We start from the raw sequence: 21,013 nt of genomic DNA, 5'->3' as shown, positions 1-21,013 counted from the left end.
GGTTCATCGCACTTTGCCGGGGAACGCATTCTTGATTTTCAAGAAGAAGTAGGATGCGTCCCGGAATCCGTAAGCCATGCGTTTGATCACTTTGATGCGATTGTTGACGCCTTCCAGGATGGATGAGTTCATCGGATAGATGGCCGAAGCCAAGATACCGCGCCGGTATTTGGCCAAGCGTTTAGCGAACTGGATCAGCGGTGCGATCTGGCTTTCCAGGGCGAGCTTGAGCCAGGTTTTCCATCGACGAGCACCTTCCCAGGCCGATGGCGCATACCAGATCTCTTTCAGTTCGGTCTTGAGCAGGTAGACCGTTGCCAAGGGCTGGTTGGCGGCGAGCAGTTCGTCAAGTTTGATCGCCTGGTCGGTTTTGAGATTGTCGCGATTACGCAGCAAAAGCCATCGGCTGCGCTTGATGACCTGACGGGCTTTTGGCTCTGCACGTAGTGCATTGGCTTGATCGACCCGTACCCGGTCAACGACTTCGCGGCCAAAACGGGCCACGACATGAAATAGGTCGTAGACCACCTCGGCATTGGGGCATTGCTGGCGCACTTCGAGATCCATAGCCGTGTTCATGTCCATCGCCACGGCTTCAATCCGCTGGCAGCCTTCCGGTCCCAGCATCTCGAAAAATGGCCGGATCGCTTCCCGGCTATTGCCTTCTCCAACCCACAATACGCGCATCCGTTCAGCATCGAGCGCGACAGTGGCATAGCGGTGTCCCTTGTGCAGGGCGAATTCGTCCATCACCAGGCGCCGTACACCCTCTGCTGAGAAGTCAGCATGCAAGTGCTTCAAGCGCCGATGATCGATCTCTTTGACGGTATGCCAGTGTAGGCCGGTCAGCCGGGCCACATGTGCTATCGGAAGCAGTTGCGCCAGCGCCTCGACCCACAGGCGCACACGATGCGTAATGCGTGAACGCCGGTCAAGCCAGACAATGTGCTCGGCAACCCGTGCATTACAGTGATGGCAGTCCAGTCGCCGCACTGGCACATCAAGCCAGACGCGTTTGTCCAGAATATCGCGGTCGCGCACCTTGCGTCTTCGGCGCTCATGCACCAAGGCGCAAGGCTGGCGGCACGACCCACACAAAGCATCACTTGTCGGACAGGGTTCGAGAACGATCAGCAGGGAACCGTCTTTCTGTTCTTGGACGGAGTCGAGAATATGGCCTTCCCAAAACGGGAGAGACGACATAGCATTGAGCATGGCGGTGGTTTGAAAGATTGACTTGTTTGGCGACTATCAATCTACCAACTTCAGACCCCCGCCACCACTTCCTGCTCAGATCGTCAATCCCGTCTTCCCCCATTCCCCGCGAAGAACCATTTTTTTGGGCGCGCCCCGGCCATCGGAGCCTTTGGATAAAATAGTGGATTGGCGTGGCGGCTTGCCGTCGCACGCGCCGCTTACTCATCCGCAAATCTGTCCCACTGTCGATTGGAAATATTATGGCTGCGACCCCTCCGAAAGAGTCCCTCATCGAATACCCGAGCGACTTCCCGATCAAGGTGATGGGCCCCACGCACGATGCCTTCACCATCACCATCGTTGAAGTCATCACCAGGCACGATCCAACTTTCCATGAAGGAAAGGTCGAAGTGCGCCCTTCGTCCGGCGGCAAGTACACCGGCCTGACGGTGACCGTGCGGGCCACCAGCCGCGAACAGCTCGATGCGCTGTACTCGGAGCTGTCCGGCCATCCGATGGTCAAGATCGTACTGTAATTGCAACAGTGCAACTGCCCGGTCTTTGAGCAAGCGCAAGGCTCGAGGCGTATAATGGCAGGGCTTTGACTCATGTAGCTACCCGCTGCCTCGCCATGCCACAGACACGCTTTGAAGCGGAACGACCAGAACCAGTACCATCCGGGCCGGCACAACCGGGGCCGGCGGTCATCCGCCATCTGGGCCGTGCCGACTACGAACCGACGTTCGCCGCGATGCGCGCGTTCACGGACGCACGTACGCCCGATACGCCCGACGAGCTGTGGATCGTCGAGCACCCGCCTGTCTATACGCTGGGCCTGGGCGCCGATCGCGGGCACCTGCTGGGCGGCGCGGCGCAGATTCCCGTGGTGCAGACCGATCGCGGCGGAGAAGTGACGTTCCACGGCCCTGGCCAGGTCGTCATCTACCTGCTGATGGACCTGCGCCGCAACAAGCCGGGCGGCAAGCTGTATGCCCGGCAGTTCGTGCACCGGATCGAGGCGGCCATCATCAACGTGCTGGCCGCGCATGGCCTGGCCGGCGAGCGCGTCGAAGGCGCGCCCGGCATCTACATTGCCGATGGCCCGAAGCGCGGCGCGAAGATCGCCGCGCTCGGATTGAAAGTCCGGGGCAACGGCTGCACCTACCACGGCGTGTCGCTGAACGTGGCCATGGACCTGGCGCCGTTCACCTGGATCAACCCTTGCGGCTACGCCGGCCTGGAAACCATCGACATGCGTTCGATGGGTGTCGAAGCGCCGCTGGCCGACGTGCAGCTGGCGCTGGCTGACGAACTGGTACGCCAGCTCGACGTGGCGCAACCGGCGCCCGCCGATATCCCGGCCGCCGCCTGAACGAATCAACTAGAGAACCCTATGACCACCGAAACCACGACCGCAGCTGCTTACAACCCGAGCGAAAAGCAGAAAGGCGCCAGCAAGACGTCGCGCATCCCGATCAAGATCGTGCCGATCGAGCAGGTGGAGCGCCTGAAGAAGCCGGAGTGGATCCGCGTGAAGGCGGCATCGGCCTCCAGCCGCTTCTACGAGATCAAGGACATCCTGCGTGAAAACAAGCTGGTGACGGTGTGCGAGGAAGCCTCCTGCCCGAACATCGGCGAGTGCTTCGGCAAGGGCACGGCCACCTTCATGATCATGGGCGACAAGTGCACGCGCCGCTGCCCGTTCTGCGACGTGGGCCACGGCCGCCCCGACCCGCTGGACGTGGACGAGCCGGGCAACCTGGCCAACACCATCGCCAAGCTGCGCCTGTCCTACGTGGTGATCACGTCGGTGGACCGCGACGACCTGCGCGACGGCGGTGCCGGCCACTTCGTCGAGTGCATCACGAAGACCAAGGCGCTGTCGCCGAAAACCCAGATCGAAGTGCTGGTGCCGGACTTCCGCGGCCGCCTGGAAAAGGCCCTGAACATCTTCGCCGACGGCCTGCCGGACGTGATGAACCACAACCTGGAAACGGTGCCGCGCCTGTACAAGGAAGCCCGCCCCGGCGCCGACTACCTGCATTCGCTGAAACTGCTGAAGGATTTCAAGGCGATGTACCCGAACGTGAAGACCAAGTCGGGCCTGATGGTCGGCCTGGGCGAGACGGACGAGGAAATCCTGCAGGTGATGCGCGACATGCGCGAGCACGATATCGACATGCTGACGATCGGCCAGTACCTGGCGCCGTCGAACAGCCACCTGCCGGTGCGCCGCTACGTGCACCCGGACGTGTTCAAGATGTTCGAGGAGGAAGCGTACAAGATGGGCTTCGGCCACGCAGCCGTGGGCGCGATGGTGCGCAGCTCGTACCATGCGGATGTGCAGGCGCATAACCTGCTGGAAGCGGCCGGCTGATAACCGGACAGCAACCTCATTTCTGACGGCGACCGGGTGGCCGCCGTTTTCACATCCGGACCACGCGTTCCGGATTCCGTGAAATTCTTGCCAATTCCTCAATATTCATCTTTCCAGTCCAGCATGAATGCCCAAGAATACGGGCTATTCAATGACTTACAGGAAGGGTGCAATGAATTTCGGCGAGAAACTCAAGAAGATCCGCACTGAACGGGGGCAGACCCAGCCCCAGTTCGCGGAGCAGCTTGGCATCGAACAGTCCTACCTCTCCAAGCTGGAAAACGACAAATCGGTTCCTTCCGCGGAAATGTTTACAACCATCCTGGCCGGTCTCGGCATGGATGCGGCGGCTTTTTTGCAGGACATCGACAAGGACGTCCTTGCCACCAGCCTGCGCCACATTCCGGCGGTCGATCAGTTGAACAGGCAGGCCGTGGCGGTGCAGGTGCATCACTACAAGCGCTGGGTGTATGGCTCCGCGCTGGCATGGATCGCCGGCTTTGCCATGATGCTGGCCGCGAACGATGGCATTTTCTTCTCGAACAAGGTCTATCACTATGTGTCGCTCGGCGTGATCCAGCCCGGGGAAAGTGAAAAAATCTTCGTGCGGCAGAAGGAAATACTGCAACTCAGGCAGGAGGCCGGGATCATCACGCGCGAGGAATACGCCGCCCAGCTGGCCGACTTCGAGGCCAGGCGCGCGCACCCGCTGTCCGTGGAAACGACCATCGATCGCGGCAGCTTTTACCAGGAACCGGCGAAAAACGGCTACCGGCGATACGAGCTGCTGAAGACCCGGCATGTCGAGGCCTTCGGCAACCGCGTCCTCCAGTTCCTTGGCGCGATCGTCTTTGCCTCTGGTTTCGCCGGCCTGTTCATTGAATGGCGCCTGCGCCGCATCAGGAAACACACTTCCAACACCAACTGAAAGGAGATACCCATGTCACAGATCCGCACTTTCCTCAGCGGTGCCACGGCAATGGCTGCCGCGCTGGCTGCTGTCGTCGCGCTCACCGGCGCCAAGACCGAGCGCAAGGAAACCTTCGATGAAATCACCGTGGGCCGCATCAATATCGTCGAGCCGGACGGCACCAAACGCATCGTCATCTCGAACAAGGCCCAGTTTCCAGGTGATTTCCAGCAGGGCAAGGAACGCGAGCGCCCGGACCGCCGCTCGTTTGCCGGCATGCTGTTCATCAACGAGGAAGGCACGGAGAACGGCGGCCTGATCCAGAAAGGAAGCATCGCGGCCGATGGCAAGGTGTCCTCCGGCCTGTCGCTGACCTTCGACCGCTTCCGCCAGGACCAGGCACTACAGCTGATCAATACCGACAGCGCGAGCCACCAGATGACGGCGGTCGGCATCAACGACGTGCCGAACTACAAGGTCACCTCGATGGAGGATGTGACGCGATTCCGCGAGGATGCGCGCAAGCTGCCCGAAGCCGAGCGGCGCGCCTACTGGCAGAAGCTGACGGACGACGGCCGCCTGAGCGTGAACCGCATCTGGCTCGGCAACACCGGAGAAAAGGGTTCGTCGCTGCAGTTGAAGGATGCCAAAGGCCGCACCCGGATGATGCTGCTGGTCAGCGCCGACGGCAAGGCGCAGATCCAGATGCTGGACGAGCAGGGCAAGGTCGTGAAATCGATCGAGCCCGGTAGCGGGACCTGAGCCGCACGCTTCGCGCGCGGCGGGACGATGGGGCGGGGCGCCGTATAATCGGGGCTCCGCTGCACACAGCCGGGCTGCGATCCACCGCGGTCGACCTGCGCGACGCTGGCTCATCGATGATCTGTCTGCGCGGACGGCGGCTGGGTGTCTCGACACTTGCCGCCGTTTTCATCTCCGGACCCGACCATGAACGTACGCATCGAACCTTCCTGGAAGCAGCACCTGCACGCCGAGTTCGACAAGCCTTACTGGACCGAACTGACCGATTTCGTCCGCGCCGAATACCAGGCCGGCCACTGCTGCCCGCCCGGCAAGGACATCTTCCGTGCCTTCGACCTGACGCCGTTCGACAAGGTCAAGGTGGTGATCCTGGGCCAGGACCCGTACCACACGCCGGGCGCCGCGATGGGTTTCTGCTTCTCCGTCCCGGACGGAAACCGCCCGCAGCCCAGCCTGCAGAACATCTTCAAGGAACTGGAAAGCGACCTCGGTGTACAGCGCACCCGCACCGACCTGTCCGACTGGGCGGAACAGGGCGTGTTCCTGCTGAACGCCGTGCTGACGGTGCGCGCCCGCGCCGCCGGTTCGCATGCCGGCAAGGGCTGGGAAACGTTCACGGACACGGCGATCCGCACGCTGTCGCAGGAGCGCGAGCACCTGGTGTTCATCCTGTGGGGCAGTTATGCGATCGCCAAGAAGGCGCTGATCGATACGACCAGGCACCTCGTCATCACGTCGCCCCATCCGTCGCCGTTGTCGGCGTACAAGGGGTTCTTCGGCAGCAGGCCGTTTTCAAAGGTGAACGAGTATTTGCGGGCGGTGGGGAAGGAGCCGGTCGAGTGGGCGTAAATCGATCTACTTGCGTGGTATTCCCGCTGCAAGCCGCGTCAATGCCAACGTACGTTCGGTGTTGAGCGCATAAACGCACGCCAGCCGGCGCAGTTCGAGCGCCGCCCCTATTGCCCCTCCGCCGAGTGACGCGGCAAAGGCACATTGCGCATCGCGGTACTTCAGGAAAACGCTTGTCGACGTGCGCAGCCAGTCGCGCGAGCTTGCGATGAACCGCTCATCCTCGTCCCACTGGTCTATGGACGTCCCTGCCCTGGCTTCCGCTTGCGCAAGCGCTTTCGTGCTTTCGCGCACCTTGCCTTGCAGGCACTCGCGCAAGGCGGCCTGGGAAAATTCGCCGCATTGCTCAAGCACCTCTGTAGCAGCGTCCCGGTGTTGTGTGCCATGGGCAATCGTGAATGCCATCGCACAGGCAATCGCAAAGCTGGTCCTTATCCACATGTCCCCTCCTGCCACCAGATCCGATACGGCCGATAGATCATCCTTCTCAGCCAGCCGAAGGCGATCGCCATGGCCGATTCTAATGGCTGTTGTGGAAGAATCCGCAAGCGCTGGCGCGCGCGCAGCAGGAAGTCCGCCTGCATGCGCCCGTACCGACAGTGGAAAGCATCGGCGCGCTCGATTACCTGGAGGCCTGCGCGCTCGAAGCGATGCGGCTGAAACCGCCCGCGCCGTTCCTGCCGCTGCAGGCGCTGCGCGACACCACGGTGATGAACGTGCACCTGCCGAAAGGTACGCTGCTGTGGTGCTCGCTGCGGCATGACAGCGTGGACGAATCAGTATTCCCCGATCCGCAAGGCTTCGATCCGGGGCGCTGGCTGGCGGGTGGCGGGGGGAACCGGCAGGTAGCGCTGCCGTTCGGCGCCGGGCCGCGCACATGCCCGGGGCGTTACCTGTCGCTGATGGAAATGAAGGTGGCGATGGCCGTGCTGCTGGGGCGCTTCGATATCGCCGACGTGCGGGCGCGCGATCGGGTCGAGCCGGCGGAAGTGCTGGGCTTCGTGATGGCACCGACGCCGCTGACGATGCGGCTGCGGCAGCCGAAAACCGGTGTCTGACACCGCTATTGGCCGGGTTTGCTAATCCTTGCGCCAGAATCCGGCATGCGACAGTTTCGCTTCCTCTTCGCGCAGCGGCCCGATCACCTCGGTGGGCCGCTGCCCTGCGGCGAATACTTCCCGGCACGGCAGCGACAGGGTCGGGTTTTCCGGATCGCTGCCGGTCAGCGACAGCAGCGTCGCTTCGGACATCGCGTACACCACCCGCCCGACGCCGCTCCAGTAGGTGCCGCCGGCGCACATCGCGCAGGGCTCGGCGTTCGTGTACATCGTGGCGCCGGCCAGTTTTTCGGGCGGATGCTGCGACGACGCGATGCGCAGCGCGTTCATCTCGGCATGCGCGGTGCGGTCGCTGCTCGATGCGTTCATCGCCTGCGCGATCACGTTGCCGTCGGCGTCGGCGATGATGGCGGCGAATGGGTGATGGCCCTCGTCGCGCGAGCGCTGGGCCAGCGCGAGCACGTCCGTCAGGAACTGGTGGTCGCGCGCTGTTGGTTCGGTCATGGATTCTTCTCGAAAAACGCGGGACGGCAAGCGCCGTCCCGCGACATGGGGAATTACTTCGGAATCGTGCCTTCCACGCCCTGCACGTAGAAGTTCATCGACATCAGGTCCTTCCACGGCATCTGCACGCCGGCGGCCACCTTGACGGCGCCCGACTGGTCCTTGATCGGGCCGGTGAACGGCGCCGCCGTGCCGGCCGTGAAGGCGGCCTTCTTCGCTTCGAAGAGCTTGGCCGCGTCGGCCGGCACCGCCGCGTTCAGCGGCGACATCTTCACCATGCCTTCCTTCAGGCCGCCGTGCACATGGCCGGTTTTCCAGGTGCCCGCCAGCACGCCCTTTGCGACCTCGGTGTAGTAGTTGCCCCACTGGTTGGTGCTGGCCGTCAGGTGCGCCTTCGGTGCGAAGCGCTGCATGTCCGAGTCCCAGCCGAAGGCGTATTTTCCCTTTTCCTGGGCCGCCTGCAGCGTGGCCGGGGAGTCGGTGTTCTGCGTCAGCACGTCGGCGCCCTGGGCGATCAGGGTTTCCGCCGCCTGGCGTTCCTTGGCCGGGTCGTACCAGCTGTTGACCCAGATGATCCGGGTCTTGATCTTCGGGTTCACGCTTTGCGCGCCCAGCGTGAAGGCATTGATGTTGCGGATCACTTCCGGTACCGGGAACGAACCCACGAAGCCGAGGGTATTCGACTTCGTCATCTTGCCGGCGATGATGCCCTGCAGGTAGGAGCCTTCGAACAGGCGCGCCTCGTAGGCGCCCATGTTCTTCGTGGTCTTGAAGCCGGTGGCGTGCTGGAACACCACGTTGGGGAACGCCTTCGCCACTTTTTCCGTGGCGTTCATGTAGCCGAACGAGGTGGTGAAAATGAGCTTGTTGCCATCCGCCGCAAGCTTGCGGATCACGCGCTCGGAGTCCGCGCCTTCCGGCACGTTCTCGACGTAGGTGGACTTCACCTTGCCGCCCAGCGCCTTCTCCATTTCCAGGCGGCCTTGCTCATGCGCATAGGTCCAGCCGGCATCGCCAACGGGGCCGATGTAGACGAAACCGACCTTCAGAGGTTCCTGCGCCTGCGCCGGGGCGATGGCGGCCGCGCCCAGCGCGGCGGACAGGGAGGCAAAGGCGAGCAGCTTGCGACGATTCATGATGTTCCTCTTTCAGGTTGGTCAGAAGTGGTATTCGGCACGTACCATCGGGGTTCGTGCGGTGGCGCCCGGAACGGTCTTCGACGGATTGCCGAACTTGTTCTTCCAGTACTGGTAGGCCACGCCGATCTTGAAGGTCTTCGGGTTCGCGCCGAGCAGCGAACTGACGTCGTACATCAGCTTCATGTCGACATTGATCTCCACCGCCGTCGGCCTGCCGTATTCGTTGATGCCCTTGGTGCCGATGTAGTTCGCGTAGCCCTCGAATTCCAGCGGCGCGTTCGGGATCGGAATGCTCCAGGAGCTGAACAGCGCCGCATGGGTGTCGTAGCGGTAGCGGTCGGTCGCGGTCTGCGTGAAGCCGTTGTACGGCGCGTTGGATTCATGCAACGCCACCAGGCTCACGTTCAGGAAGCCCGGCACGTCGAACATCACCGTGGGACCGAGCACCAGCATGCGCTTCTTCGAGTTGTAGCCGGCATCGGACTTGCTGTTGATGTCGAAACCGGCCGTGATGCCCACGCCGCGCACCGGGCCGAAGGACATGTTCTTGCCGGTGACCTTGCCCAGGTCGACGGTATGGCGGTACAGCGCGTAGGCTTCATGGGCGCCGGACTTGGCGCCGACCGACGATGGGTCGTTCTCGTCCGACATCAGGTAATCGACACTGAAGAAATTGCTGCCGTACTTGTAGCCGCTGGCGTGGCTGAAGTTCACCACGTGCTTGACGATGTCCGCGCCGTTGTAGGGCTCCGAGAATTTCGAGCCGTAACGGTAGCTCAGCGACGTGTCGCTCCAGTCGGCGGCCTGGGCGGCGCAGGCGCAGGTGGCGGCGAGGGCGAAGGTAGCAGCAAAACGAATGGTGTTCATGCGGGGTCCTTGTAAGTGTTGTGTAACGGATTGCATCCAATGTGCCGATCGATTGCATGCAACACGACAGTACCTTTAGCAAGTACCGGGCCACCCCGCTGTCTCCTCTACGAAATGTCCGTCGCTGTGTAGGACCGCACCAAGACGGATCGCTCCAACGCTGCCGATGTGCTTTGCCGGTGCATTATGCACACAATTTTGGAGCGTTTTGTATACAATTTTTCAGCACCCGGCCAGTGCTTCGGCCAGGCTCAATTTGCGTTCCGGTGTGCCCAGATGCAGGCGTGCCTCGATCTCTTCGAGATGATGTTCGATCAGTGCCGTGGCGCCCTGCTCGTCGCCGTTCTCGATCAGCGCGAGCAGGTCGTGGTGTTCGTGGTTGCCGCACATCGGCACGCCCGGGTTTTCATAGACGGCGATGATCAGCGACGAGCGCGATACCAGTTCCACCATGAAGCGCTGCAGCACCGAGTTGCCGGCCAGTTCGGCCAGCAGCAGGTGGAATTCGCCGCCCAGGCGGATCCAAGCGGCACGGTCGCCGCTGCGGCGTGCCGCTTCTTCCGCATCCAGCGCGGCGCGGATGCGGCCGATCGACGCCGGCGTGACGTGGCGGATCACCAGCGGCACGATGGCGCGCTCGATGGCGCGGCGCGCGGTAAACACGTCGCGCGCTTCCTGGGGGGAGGGCGATGCCACCACCGCGCCGCGGTTCGGCCGCAGCACCACGATATGGTCGTGCGCCAGCCGCTGCAGCGCCTTGCGCACCGTGGTGCGGCTTACTTCATAGAGCTCGCAGAATTCCGCCTCGCCCAGCCGGGTCCCCGGCGGCAGCTTGTGGCTCATCACGGCATTCACGACGGCGCTGTAGATGCGCAGGTCGACGGCGGCGGCGCCGCGTTTTTTACCGGACGCATTGCCTGCTGCATTACCTGGTGCATTGCCTGCTGGATGACTTGCTGTACTACTTGCTGCATTGCTTGCTGCATTGCCTGCAGCCTTGTTCGCGGGCTTGGCTGCCATCTCGACGGCTCCTTCGATGATTCCTTCATTTGCCGCCGCCGGTTCGGCGGCGCGCGCGCGGCGGCCTGGTGGGCGCTCCGCTGGGGTGTGCTTGCTCATTGACAGTCTCCGCTTTCGGTTCGGGATCGGGCGGGATCGATCCGCACGCGATCGTAATGGCAAAGCAGGAACCGTGCACGGCAGTGGCCGGTATCGCCTGGAACACATGCACGGTATTGGCGCGATAGTGCACATTTGATGGTGCAATTTGTATACAAATTGGAGCGTCGCTTGTCCAGTGACGCGCCAGCTCGTCCGTCGTGCCTGCCAAAGTGATGGCATGCAACTTGCACAGGCTTTGCCGTTACCCATGATGGAGGCGCAGATGAGCGAACCACAGAGCAGCGAACCACGGGCCGCGCCGCCCGGGCGGCATAAGGCCGAACCGCGGCTGCGCTTGCTCGGCATTTCAAGGATCTATCCGTCCGTCGTCGCCAACGACAGCGTGGACCTCACGGTGATGCCGGGCGAGATCCACGCGGTGCTGGGCGAGAATGGTGCCGGCAAGAGCACGCTGATGAAGATGATCTACGGCGTGACGCGGCCCGATGCGGGCGAAATCCTGTGGGAAGGCAAACAGGTGACGATTCCATCGCCGGCCGCGGCGCGCCGCCTCGGCATCGGCATGGTGTTCCAGCATTTCGCGCTGTTCGAAACGCTGACCGTGGCCGAGAACATCGCGCTGGCGCTGGACGAGAAGATCACTCCGGCCAAACTGGCGCCGCGCATCCGCGAGGTCTCGGCCCGCTATGGGCTGCCGCTCGATCCGGAGCGCCGCGTGCACAGCATGTCCGTCGGCGAGCGCCAGCGCGTGGAAATCGTGCGCTGCCTGCTGCAGTCGCCGCGCCTGCTGATCATGGACGAACCGACCTCGGTGCTGACGCCGGACGCGGTGCAGAAACTGTTCGTGTCGCTGCGCCAGCTGGCGGCCGAAGGCGTCAGCATCCTCTATATCAGCCACAAGCTCGACGAGATCCAGGCGCTGTGCGACAAGGCCACCGTGCTGCGCGCCGGCCGCGTTTCCGGCACCGCCACGCCGCGCACGCAGACGGCGCACGAACTGGCCGAACTGATGATCGGCGGCGACCTGCCCACCTGCACGCTGGTGCCGCGCGAGCCGGGCGAAGTACGGCTGGCGCTGGACCGGCTGTCGCTGCCCAGCCCCGATCCGTTCGGCACCGACCTGCGCGACATCACGCTGGAACTTCATGCCGGCGAGATCGTCGGTCTGGCTGGCGTGTCCGGCAACGGCCAGCAGGAATTGATGAAGGCCATATCCGGCGAGGTACCGCTGCGCCAGGCAAAGGGTATCCGCCTGTTCGGCATCGACGCGGGACGGCTGAACGCGGCCGCGCGCCGCCGGCTCGGGCTGGGTTTCGTGCCGGAGGAGCGGCTGGGGCGGGGCGCGGTGCCCGGCATGTCGCTGGCCGACAACGCACTGCTGACGGGCTACCTGGCCGATGGCGCCGGCATGCTGCGCAACGGTCTGTTGGGTGGCCTGGTCCGCCGTGGTGCGATCCGTGCCTTCGCCGACAGCGTCATCGCCCGCTTCAAGGTGAAATGCGGCGGTGCCGGCGCGGCGGCTTCCAGCCTGTCCGGCGGCAACCTGCAGAAATTCATCGTCGGCCGTGAGATCGCGCTGGCGCCGAAGGTGATGGTGCTGGCGCAGCCCACGTGGGGCGTCGACATCGGCGCGGCGATGCTGATCCGCCAGGCGATCATCGATTTGCGCGACCAGGGCGTGGCCGTGCTGGTGATCTCCGAGGAACTCGACGAACTGTTCATGATGTGCGACCGCATTGCCGTGCTGGCCAAGGGCCGGCTGTCGCGCGCGGTTCCCGTCGCGCAAGCCACCGTCAACCAGGTCGGGGTATGGATGAGTGGCGACTTTTCCACAGCCGCGGAACCGGCCGATACGAACGAAAAAGGAAACCTCCATGTCCCGGCTTGAAGCCCGCCCCGCACCCTCGCGGGCGATGATGCTCGCATCGCCGCTGCTCGCCGCGCTGGCGATGCTCGTCACCGGTTCGATCCTGTTCCTGTTCCTGGGCCAGGAACCGCTGCACGCGTTCCATGTGTACTTCATCAAGCCGGCCACCACGCTGTACGGCGTGGGCGAACTGCTGCTGAAGGCCACGCCGCTGATCCTGTGCGGCGTGGGCCTGGCGATCGGTTTCCGGGCCGACGTGCATAACATCGGCGCCGATGGCCAGCTGACGGTGGGCGCCATCACCGCCGGCTGCGTGGCGCTGTATTTCGATGGCGTGGAAGCGCCGTGGGTGCTGCCGCTGATGCTCGTCGCCGGCGCGCTGGGCGGCATGGCATGGGCGGCGATTCCGGCCTTGCTGCGCACGCGCTTCAACACCAGCGAGATCCTGGTCAGCCTGATGCTGGTGTACGTTGCCTACCTGCTGCTGAGCTACCTCGTGCACGGCCCGCTGCGCGACCCGGACGGTTTCAATTTTCCCCAATCGAAGATGTTCGGCGACTCGGCCACGCTGCCGCTGCTGGTCGAGGGCTTGCGCGTCAATGCGGCGTTCCTGCTGTCGCTGGCGGGTGTCGTGGGGGCGTGGTTCTTCTGCCGCCACACGTTCGCCGGCTACCGGATGCAGGTCAGCGGCATGGCGCCGGCCGCCGCGCTGTACGCCGGCTTCTCGGCGCCGAAGAACGTGTGGCTGGCGTTCCTCGTCAGCGGCGCCATGGCCGGCCTGGCCGGAGTGGGCGAGGTGGCCGGCCCGATCGGGCAGCTGCAGCCTTCCGTATCGCCCGGCTACGGCTTCGCCGCGATCATCGTCGCCTATGTCGGCCGGCTGCATCCGGTGGGCGTGCTGCTGGCGGCGCTGCTGATGTCGCTGCTCTACATCGGCGGCGAGGCCGCCCAGATCGAACTGCAGCTGCCATCGGCCATCACCGGCCTGTTCCAGGGCCTGCTGCTGTTCTACCTGCTGGCCGCCGACCTGTTCATCCACTACCGCTTCAAGCCGCGCGTACGCGTGCCGGGCGCGGCCACAATTGTCAAACCGGAGATCGCCGCATGAATCCCGAATACGTGATCGCATTCCTGGCCAGCACCGCCGGTGCCGCCACGCCGCTGGTGCTGGCGTCGTCCGGCGAACTGGTGGCCGAACGTTCCGGGGTGCTGAACCTGGGCCTCGAAGGCATCATGCTGGTGGGCGCCGTGACGGGCTTCATGGCCACGCTGCACACCGGCTCGCTGACCATCGGCATGCTGGCCGCGCTGGTGGCCGGCATGGCGATGTCGCTGGTGTTCGGCTTCCTCGTGCTCACCCTGCAGACGAACCAGGTGGCGACGGGGCTCGCCCTGACGCTGTTCGGCATCGGCCTGTCCGCCTTCCTCGGCCGCGACCTGGTGGGCCAGACGGTGGCGCCGATCGCGGCGCTGTCGTTCCCGGTACTGTCGGACATACCGTTCATCGGACCGCTGCTGTTCCGCTTCGACCCCGTCATCTACCTGTCGCTGCTGCTGGTCGTGGCGGTGGGCTGGATGCTGGCGCGCACGCGCATCGGCCTGCAGATCCGTGCCGTCGGCGAAGCGCCCCACAGCGCCCACGCCATCGGCATGCCGGTAGTCGGGCTGCGCTACGCGGCCGTGCTGTTCGGCGGCGCGATGGCGGGCGTGGGCGGTGCCTACATGTCGCTGGCTTTGACGCCGATGTGGGTGGAAGGCATGACGGCCGGCCGCGGCTGGATCGCGCTGGCGCAGGTGGTGTTCGCCACGTGGAAGCCGCGCAACGTGGTGCTCGGCGCCTACCTGTTCGGCGGCGTCACCGTGCTGCAGTTCCATGGCCAGGGCATGGGGCTGGCGGTGCCGTCGCAGTTCCTGTCGATGCTGCCGTATCTCGCCACCATCGTGATCCTGGTGATCATCTGCCGCGATCCGAAAACCATCCTGCTGAACAAGCCGATGTCGCTGGGGCAGAACTTCAAGGCGGACTAACGCGTTAGAAGAGTCATTCGGCTGGCATGGCGTGATCCCGGGTTTATGATGCAGCATTCACACCGGGGACACACCATGGACGACATCCAGCAAAAACTCGAACGCTTCAACAGCCGCGCCAACGGCACGCTGCCGGACCACATGAACATCCGCTTCACCGCGGCGGCGCAGGGCGAACTCTCCGCCGAGATCGAGATTCAAAAGCACCACCTGGCGCCGAACGGTTTTCTCCATGCCGGCACCGTGGTCACGCTGGCCGATACGGCATGCGGCTACGGCTGCTTCGTCAGCCTGCCCGAAGGTGCCGAGAACTTCACCACGATCGAGCTGAAGTCCAACCACCTGGGCACCACGCGCGAAGGCACCATCGCCGTCACGGCCAGGGCGGTCCACATGGGCAAGACCACGCAGGTCTGGGATGCCACCGTCACCAACAAGGCGACCGGCAAGACGATCGCCCTGTTCCGCTGCACGCAGATGGTGCTGTACCCGAAATGACATGCTGTACGCCGGGATAGCGATCATCATCGCGGGAATCGGGGCGGCGCTGACGCCGATCTTGCGCGAGTGGCATGCGCACCGGATGCGCAAGGAGCGGGAGGAACGCGAAGGCCGGGACCGGCGTTAGCACCGGCGCCGGCATCGGCAATCGCTTGCGTCCGCGACTGTACTGGTACAACTGCCGTCACAATGACACGGGAAACGTGAAGAAGTGTACCGGTACTGTATCAGCCGCTTCGATTAGCATGGAGTACTCACCTGCGGAGCGAGTCCATGCACACCCTGATCCCCTACCTGCCGCTGATGATGTTCGCCTTCGTGTCCTCCATCACGCCGGGGCCGAACAACATCATGCTGACCTCTTCCGGCATCTGGTTCGGTTTTCGCCGCTCGATCCCGCACATGCTGGGCATTACGATCGGCTTCGGCGTGCTGCTGGCCATCTGCGCGGCCGGTATCGGTGCGCTGGTGATGGCGGTGCCGGCGGCACAGTTCGCGCTCCGGGTGGCCGGTTCGGGCTACCTGCTGTACCTGGCGTGGCAGTTGCGCGACATGCGGTTCGATGGCCAGGCAGAGCAGACGCGCAAGCCGATGGGTTTCATGGCGGCGGCCGTTTTCCAGTTCTGCAATCCCAAGGCCTGGGTGATGGCGATTACCGGCAGCTCGGCCTTCCTGCCGCAAGGCATGCCGGCATCGCTCGCGATCGCGGTGTTCTGCCTGGTCTTCTGCGCGGTCAACCTGCCCTGCATCTCCGTATGGACCGGCGCCGGCGCGCTGCTGCGGCGCTACCTGTCGCAACCGCTGTGGCGCAAGGTGTTCTGCGCGGTGATGGTGGCGTTGACGGTGTATTCGGCGCTGGCGATGTGGCTGTAGGCAAGCAAGACACGGCGTCCGCTTCACTCAAGCTTTTTCACGAAGCCCACATACACCCGCCGGGCGACGAAATGATCGAAGCCGGCCTGGCGGAACGTGCTGGTTTCGGTCCGCCAGGTGCGCTTGCTGCCATCGAAGATATCGCTGGCGTTGACGGTCAGGCTCAGCGTGCCGGTCAAGGCACGCTTCCAGGCGAGGTTGACGCTGCTGGTCGCGCCGCGCCGGCCGAGCGGAGCGATGGTGGCCGACTGGGCGTTCGCATCGAGCGACACGTCGTCGGCCCCTGCACGATAGGCGGCCCTGAGGTTCAGGTAGCCCGCGATGCCGTCCTGCCGCACCACGCTGGCGAGATCGGGCGTATCGAGCACGATGCGCCAGGCGCCGCCGTCCATGCCCAGGCGCAGCCGCGCATCGGGCGTCCAGTCGAGGGAGCCGGTCATGCCGGTGGAGCGGGCAAGCCCGCCATTGCGCTTCGACGTCACCAGCACGCCATCGGTGAAACTGCGCGCGTCGGTCACCGTGTCGCGGCTGACGCGGTAGAAGGCGCCCAGGCTGCCGCGCAGGTGCTCGCCGCTTGCGTCGGTGCCGATCTCCCACGAGGTCAGGCGCTGCGGCGCCAGCCCGGGATTGCCGCGGCTCAGGTTTTGCGCGTCGATGTAGGTGGTGAACGGGTTGAGGTCGCGCGGATCGGGGCGCTGCAGGCTGCGGCGATAGCCGAGCGTCAGGTCGGTCTTGCCGGTGGCGGCATATTTCAGGTGCAGGCTGGGATTGAACGCCTGCCAGTGCCCTGCCTGCCCGATGCCCTGCGCCGGCCCGACCCGGAGCGCCATGCGTTCGAACCGGCCGCCCAGCAGCGCTTCCCATTTCCCGTGCCTGGCCTGGCCCGTCAGCCAGGCGGCGGCCAGCCTCGTCGTCACGGCGTAGGCATTGGTCGTATCGGCATCAGGCGCCTCGGCACCCGTCAAGGGGTCGACGGCGGCCTGGTAGTTGGCGAGGTCGTTGACTTCGTCCTGGATATCCATGCCCATGCCCCACTGGCCGGGTCCGGTCCTGCGGCTCCAGTCGAGCGTGGCCTGGTCGAGGCGGCGTGCCGACCTGGTGGCGCCATGGCTGTAGCCGGTGGCGCGTAACGGTTCGACGAATACGTCGCGATAGGACTTGTCGACCAGCCCGACCGTCCTGCTGCGCTGGACGGTTGCCTTGAGTGCCGTGCCGCGGCCCTGGTGGGTGTAGGCCAAACTGGCGCTGTGGTCGGACTGCTCGTTGGGGCCGTAGGAGAAGCGATGGTAGATCGTCTCGCCGGTGCGGGTGCCAGTTCCTGTACTGGCGACGTTGAGCGTGTCCAGCAGGGGACGCGAGCGGCGTTCGTTATGCCGCGCCGACAGGCTGACGCTGTCCGTGTCGTTCACCATGTAGTCGAGCCACAGCGCCGCGCTGCGGACGATGCGGCGAACGAACACCTCCGAGGTCTGCTGGGTCGATCCGGCCTGGCCGCCGGCCGGATCGACCCAGTCGACCGCCGAGCGGCGCGATTTCCGCGTGCCGTCCCGCCGGTATGCCAGGCTGCCATGTACGCTGAGGTGTTTCCTGGTCACGTCGCCGGACATCCCCGCATTCCAAAGCCCCTGGTCCGCGGCGCTGCCCCGCAGTTGCGCATGCGCGCCAGGCTTGCGGTTGCGCTTCAACACGATATTGACGATCGCGCCCCCGTTGGCGTTATAGGCCGCGGAGGGATTGGTGATGACCTCGACGCTGGCAATGTCCGCGCCGCTCATGGTCTGCAGCGCCACGGCACGTTCATCACCCGACAGCATCGCCGTCGGCTTGCCGTCGACCAGGACCGTGACCTGCGAATTGCCCTTGACGGCGATCTGTCCGTCGGCGCTGACCGATACCTCGGGCGTCGATTGCAGCACATCCTGCGCGGTGCCGTTTGCCGCCCTCGGCAAGGTGGAGACGTCATGGACGGTCTTGTCGAGCTTCCGGACGGTGGGCTCCTTCCTGGCCGTCACGGTCACCGTCGCGATCGGCGGATCCCCGGCGCGCGCCGCCACCGGCAGCGCGGCCAGTCCGCACAGGATCGTACAAAGGGTCGTCGCAGGTCTCATGGCTCGGATGCGGCGGCGGGCCGCCATGTGAAGGAGCCCGAGTATAGGCAGGCGTGCCGCCGGCGAAATCGCCGTTGTGATCAAGGCCGGGCGGCATGGGACGAGCGATCGGGCCATGACGCATTGCCGGGTTTTGCCGGCGCTGACAGGCCGTAGGAATTTGTTACAGATGGCGCGTGCACCGGCAGCGCTGCCGTTGCGTTATGGAACAACAGTCCGTGCGCGCGTCGCGCCGGATAACGCATCAGATGGAGAAAAACATGAAACGCCTGTTCGCCGCCGCCGCCATGCTGGCAACCACGCTCCACATCGGCCACGCCGCTGCCGGCGAGATAACCCTGTACACGGATGCCGATTTTCGCGGTACCCAGGTGACCGTGCGCAGCACCGATCCCAACTTTGTCCATCGCGGCTTCAACGACCGTGCGTCGTCGATCGTCGTTCATTCGGGCGCCTGGGAGGTGTGCGAGCACAAGGACTTCGGCGGCCATTGCACGGTGCTGGAGCGGGGCGAGTACCCGGTGCTGAGCCGCTTCAACGACCTGATCTCGTCGGTGCGCGAAGTGGAACGCCAGGGTGGGCGCTGGGGCGAAAACAGGGACGAAAACAGGGACGGTATTCGCCGCGACCGCGACGACCGCAGGGACGACTGGCGCGAACGGCGCAGCGAGGACCGGCGCGGCCCCCCGGTCGAGCTGTACTCCGCCCGCAATTTCGGCGGTGACCGCGTCGTCCTGGGCGGCGACGTGGGTTCGCTGCGCTCGAAGGACTTCAACGACCGCGCAGGATCGATGGTCGTGCGCGAAGGCGAGTGGGAGGTCTGCGAGCACGACAATTACCGGGGGCGCTGCAGGGTGTACGGGCCGGGCCGCTATCCGGCCCTGGAAGGCCTGAACAACCTGGCATCGTCCGTGCGCCGGATGCGCTGATGAAAAAAAAGACGCCGCGGCGTCTTTTCGATTATCCCTTCAGCGCCTTCGCCAGCAGCTCGTGCAAGGCCGCGAACTCCGGCTTGCCCACGTAGCGCTTGATGATCCTGCCATCCTTGTCGATGACGAAGGTGGTCGGCGTCAGCGCCACGTCGCCGTAGGCCTTGGCGGCTTCGCCGGTGATGTCCAGCGCGACCTTGAACGGCAGCTGCCGCGTTTCGGTGAACTTCACCACGTAGTTCGGCGGGTCGTACTTCATTGCCACGGCGATGAATTCCAGGCCCTGGCCCTTGAACTTGTTGTACGTGTCGACCATCTCCGGCATCTCGGCCACGCAGGTGACGCACGAGGTGGCCCAGAAGTTCACCATCACCACCTTGCCGCGCAGGTCGGCCGGCGTGATGCGCTCGCCCTTGATGCCGGTGAACGTGACCTGCGGCGCGGCCGGCGCGCTGGTCAGCGACGTATAGGCGGCGAAGCCCAGGACGGCGATCGCGGCGGCCGCGAGCGCCGGCTTGACCCAGGCTTTGGAAGAGCTGCTCATGATGAATGGCCGCTGGCTGGCGCCGTCAGTTCGACACTTGCGCCGGGGCCGGCGTGGTCTGGTACTGCTTGTACTCTTCTTCCGAGATGTACTCGAACACGCGCACCACCTTCGTGACGCCGCCGACGCCGCGGGCGATCTCGGTCGCGCGGTTGGCTTCGAACTGCGTCACGCGGCCCATCAGGTAGACCTCGCCGCGCTCCGTGATGACCTTGAACGAATTGGCGGAAATATCCTTCGCGTCGACCAGGCTGGCCTTCACCTTGGTGGTCAGCAGCGTGTCGTTCGAGCGCGACGTGTAGCTGGCCGGGCCGGCGATCGCCAGCTCGTTGGTGACCGACTGCACGCCCTCGATGGCCTTCACTTCGCGCTCGACGGCATCCTTCTTGGCCTGGTCGGGCACTTCACCCGTGATCAGCACCTTGCGGTTGAACGAATTGACGTTCACGTGGCCGGTATCGTCGAGGATGTTGCGCAGCCGCACGTCCGCCTTGACGGCGATGGCCTTGTCCTCGGTCTGCGCGCCGAACGTGCGGCGGTCGGACGCCGCCATCGTGCCGGCGACGGCGCCGCCAACCACCAGGCCGACGCAGCCCGAAAGGCTGCTCAACAACGCGCCACCCAGCAGGGCGATCGCGACAGGACGCTGCAGACGGCTCAGCAAGGCATTACTCATGCACATCTCCTCCGAACAGGGCGACATCGATACCGTCGCAAATGCAATGGATACACGTCAGGTGTACTTCCTGGATGCGGGCGGTGCGTTCGGCGGGCACGCAGATGTGCACGTCGGCGTCCGTCAGCATCTTGCCGATCGCGCCGCCGCCCTTGCCGGTCAGCGCCACCACGCGCATCTCGCGCTCCAGCGCCGCTTCGATCGCGGCCATCACGTTGGCCGAATTGCCGGACGTGGAAATGGCCAGCAGGATATCGCCGGCCTGGCCGAACGCCTGCACCTGCTTGCTGAAGATTTCGCGGTAGCTGTAATCGTTCGCCACCGCCGTCAGCAGCGACGTGTCGGTGGTCAGTGCCAGCGCGGGCAGCGGAAAGCGCTCGCGCTCGAATCGGCCCACCAGCTCCGCCGCGAAATGCTGGGAGTCGGCTGCCGAGCCGCCGTTGCCGCAGGCAAGAATCTTGTTGCCGTTGGAAAGGGCTGAGAACATCAGTTCGATTGCCTGCGCCAGCGGTTGGGCGAGCACGGTGGCGGACTGGATCTTGGTTTCGGCACTTTCGTGAAAGTGCGAGAGGATGCGTTGGTTCGTCATAGTCTTGAAATTATATAGTGCTGCGCACCGTCGCGACCGGCAACGCCTGTTAATAATGCTTACAAAAGCAGCTTATAAAAAGGTTAACGGCGAGCTTAACGGTGCAGTCGGGC

General features: G+C 64.5%; 24 protein-coding genes. 14 read left to right on the top strand and 10 right to left on the bottom strand.

Translation table 11 applies throughout. The features are described from left to right. Positions 1-3: 3 nt before the first annotated feature. Positions 4-1,215 carry an ISL3 family transposase gene (locus ACY34H_RS21425; RefSeq protein WP_464975433.1) on the bottom strand — a complete coding sequence of 404 codons (1,212 nt, stop codon included), beginning with the start codon at positions 1,213-1,215 and terminating at the stop codon, positions 4-6. 242 nt (positions 1,216-1,457) lie between these two features. Between ACY34H_RS21425 and ACY34H_RS21420 the strand changes: the two genes are divergently transcribed. From ACY34H_RS21420 to ACY34H_RS21395, 6 genes are all read left to right on the top strand, one after another. Continuing rightward, positions 1,458-1,733 carry a DUF493 family protein gene (locus ACY34H_RS21420; RefSeq protein ID WP_464979479.1) on the top strand — a complete coding sequence of 92 codons (276 nt, stop codon included), beginning with the start codon at positions 1,458-1,460 and terminating at the stop codon, positions 1,731-1,733. 95 nt (positions 1,734-1,828) lie between these two features. Next, entirely contained in the window at positions 1,829-2,569 is a 741-nt protein-coding gene (gene lipB / locus ACY34H_RS21415; RefSeq protein WP_464979478.1) for a lipoyl(octanoyl) transferase LipB, read from the top strand. A 21-nt stretch (positions 2,570-2,590) separates the two neighbouring features. After that, on the top strand, positions 2,591-3,574 hold the full coding sequence (gene lipA, locus ACY34H_RS21410) for a lipoyl synthase (RefSeq protein WP_464979477.1): 984 nt from the start codon (positions 2,591-2,593) through the stop codon (positions 3,572-3,574). A gap of 172 nt (positions 3,575-3,746) precedes the next feature. Next, positions 3,747-4,502 (top strand): helix-turn-helix domain-containing protein, encoded by a 756-nt coding sequence (locus ACY34H_RS21405; protein WP_464979476.1) that lies wholly within the window; start codon positions 3,747-3,749, stop codon positions 4,500-4,502. Positions 4,503-4,514: 12 nt separating this feature from the next. Further along, positions 4,515-5,246 (top strand): hypothetical protein, encoded by a 732-nt coding sequence (locus ACY34H_RS21400; RefSeq protein ID WP_464979475.1) that lies wholly within the window; start codon positions 4,515-4,517, stop codon positions 5,244-5,246. A gap of 186 nt (positions 5,247-5,432) precedes the next feature. Then, positions 5,433-6,095, top strand: coding sequence for a uracil-DNA glycosylase (locus ACY34H_RS21395; protein WP_464979474.1), 663 nt, complete (start codon positions 5,433-5,435; stop codon positions 6,093-6,095). Between the two features lie 6 nt (positions 6,096-6,101). Here ACY34H_RS21395 and ACY34H_RS21390 read toward each other — a convergent pair whose 3' ends face one another. Then, complete coding sequence (locus ACY34H_RS21390) at positions 6,102-6,536, bottom strand: lysozyme inhibitor LprI family protein (protein ID WP_464979473.1); 435 nt, start codon at positions 6,534-6,536, stop codon at positions 6,102-6,104. An 89-nt stretch (positions 6,537-6,625) separates the two neighbouring features. Between ACY34H_RS21390 and ACY34H_RS21385 the strand changes: the two genes are divergently transcribed. Then, entirely contained in the window at positions 6,626-7,153 is a 528-nt protein-coding gene (locus tag ACY34H_RS21385; protein WP_464979472.1) for a cytochrome P450, read from the top strand. Between the two features lie 21 nt (positions 7,154-7,174). Here the strand turns inward: ACY34H_RS21385 and ACY34H_RS21380 are convergent, their stop codons facing one another. The 4 genes from ACY34H_RS21380 to ACY34H_RS21365 form a co-directional block, all read right to left on the bottom strand. Next, a complete protein-coding gene (locus ACY34H_RS21380; RefSeq protein WP_464979471.1) occupies positions 7,175-7,657 on the bottom strand; it encodes a nucleoside deaminase in 483 nt (160 codons plus the stop codon). 53 nt (positions 7,658-7,710) lie between these two features. Then, positions 7,711-8,793, bottom strand: coding sequence for a BMP family ABC transporter substrate-binding protein (locus ACY34H_RS21375; protein ID WP_464979470.1), 1,083 nt, complete (start codon positions 8,791-8,793; stop codon positions 7,711-7,713). A gap of 21 nt (positions 8,794-8,814) precedes the next feature. Continuing rightward, positions 8,815-9,663, bottom strand: a complete 849-nt coding sequence (locus tag ACY34H_RS21370) for an outer envelope protein (protein WP_464979469.1) — start codon at positions 9,661-9,663, stop codon at positions 8,815-8,817. A 222-nt stretch (positions 9,664-9,885) separates the two neighbouring features. Beyond that, positions 9,886-10,782: a GntR family transcriptional regulator gene (locus ACY34H_RS21365; protein ID WP_464979468.1), complete on the bottom strand. Its 897-nt coding sequence runs from the start codon at positions 10,780-10,782 to the stop codon at positions 9,886-9,888. 265 nt (positions 10,783-11,047) lie between these two features. Here ACY34H_RS21365 and ACY34H_RS21360 point away from each other — a divergent pair, with 265 nt between their 5' ends. The 6 genes from ACY34H_RS21360 to ACY34H_RS21335 all read left to right on the top strand — a co-directional run bounded on the left by ACY34H_RS21360 (position 11,048) and on the right by ACY34H_RS21335 (position 16,054). After that, positions 11,048-12,673, top strand: a complete 1,626-nt coding sequence (locus ACY34H_RS21360; RefSeq protein WP_464979467.1) for an ABC transporter ATP-binding protein — start codon at positions 11,048-11,050, stop codon at positions 12,671-12,673. Further along, positions 12,660-13,760, top strand: coding sequence for an ABC transporter permease (locus tag ACY34H_RS21355; protein WP_464979466.1), 1,101 nt, complete (start codon positions 12,660-12,662; stop codon positions 13,758-13,760). The genes ACY34H_RS21360 and ACY34H_RS21355 overlap by 14 nt, the downstream gene beginning before the upstream one ends. Beyond that, complete coding sequence (locus ACY34H_RS21350) at positions 13,757-14,680, top strand: ABC transporter permease (RefSeq protein WP_464979465.1); 924 nt, start codon at positions 13,757-13,759, stop codon at positions 14,678-14,680. The genes ACY34H_RS21355 and ACY34H_RS21350 overlap by 4 nt, the downstream gene beginning before the upstream one ends. A 75-nt stretch (positions 14,681-14,755) precedes the next feature. Next, positions 14,756-15,178, top strand: coding sequence for a PaaI family thioesterase (locus ACY34H_RS21345; RefSeq protein WP_464979464.1), 423 nt, complete (start codon positions 14,756-14,758; stop codon positions 15,176-15,178). 1 nt (position 15,179) lies between these two features. Further along, positions 15,180-15,308 carry a hypothetical protein gene (locus tag ACY34H_RS21340; RefSeq protein WP_464979463.1) on the top strand — a complete coding sequence of 43 codons (129 nt, stop codon included), beginning with the start codon at positions 15,180-15,182 and terminating at the stop codon, positions 15,306-15,308. A 146-nt stretch (positions 15,309-15,454) separates the two neighbouring features. Continuing rightward, the gene (locus ACY34H_RS21335; RefSeq protein ID WP_464979462.1) at positions 15,455-16,054 is read left to right on the top strand and encodes a LysE family translocator; all 600 of its coding nucleotides are present in this window, start codon (positions 15,455-15,457) and stop codon (positions 16,052-16,054) included. Between the two features lie 23 nt (positions 16,055-16,077). On the opposite strand, the gene ACY34H_RS21330 is transcribed toward ACY34H_RS21335, so the two are convergent. Further along, complete coding sequence (locus ACY34H_RS21330) at positions 16,078-18,162, bottom strand: TonB-dependent receptor (RefSeq protein WP_464979461.1); 2,085 nt, start codon at positions 18,160-18,162, stop codon at positions 16,078-16,080. A 260-nt stretch (positions 18,163-18,422) separates the two neighbouring features. Between ACY34H_RS21330 and ACY34H_RS21325 the strand changes: the two genes are divergently transcribed. Further along, the gene (locus ACY34H_RS21325) at positions 18,423-19,091 is read left to right on the top strand and encodes a beta/gamma crystallin-related protein (RefSeq protein ID WP_464979460.1); all 669 of its coding nucleotides are present in this window, start codon (positions 18,423-18,425) and stop codon (positions 19,089-19,091) included. Positions 19,092-19,122: 31 nt separating this feature from the next. Here ACY34H_RS21325 and ACY34H_RS21320 read toward each other — a convergent pair whose 3' ends face one another. Genes ACY34H_RS21320 through ACY34H_RS21310 form a run of 3 tightly spaced genes read right to left on the bottom strand, consistent with a single transcriptional unit; the run spans position 19,123 to position 20,900 of the window. After that, a complete protein-coding gene (locus tag ACY34H_RS21320) occupies positions 19,123-19,635 on the bottom strand; it encodes a peroxiredoxin family protein (protein ID WP_464979459.1) in 513 nt (170 codons plus the stop codon). Positions 19,636-19,660: 25 nt separating this feature from the next. Beyond that, positions 19,661-20,311: a BON domain-containing protein gene (locus tag ACY34H_RS21315; RefSeq protein ID WP_464979458.1), complete on the bottom strand. Its 651-nt coding sequence runs from the start codon at positions 20,309-20,311 to the stop codon at positions 19,661-19,663. After that, positions 20,304-20,900, bottom strand: coding sequence for a phosphoheptose isomerase (locus ACY34H_RS21310; protein WP_137315323.1), 597 nt, complete (start codon positions 20,898-20,900; stop codon positions 20,304-20,306). Before ACY34H_RS21310 ends, ACY34H_RS21315 begins: the two co-directional genes overlap by 8 nt. Between the last annotated feature and the right edge of the window lie 113 nt (positions 20,901-21,013).

This window comes from Pseudoduganella sp. jia 9 (assembly GCF_055502615.1).
This window is presented reverse-complemented; position numbering and strand designations above follow the sequence as displayed.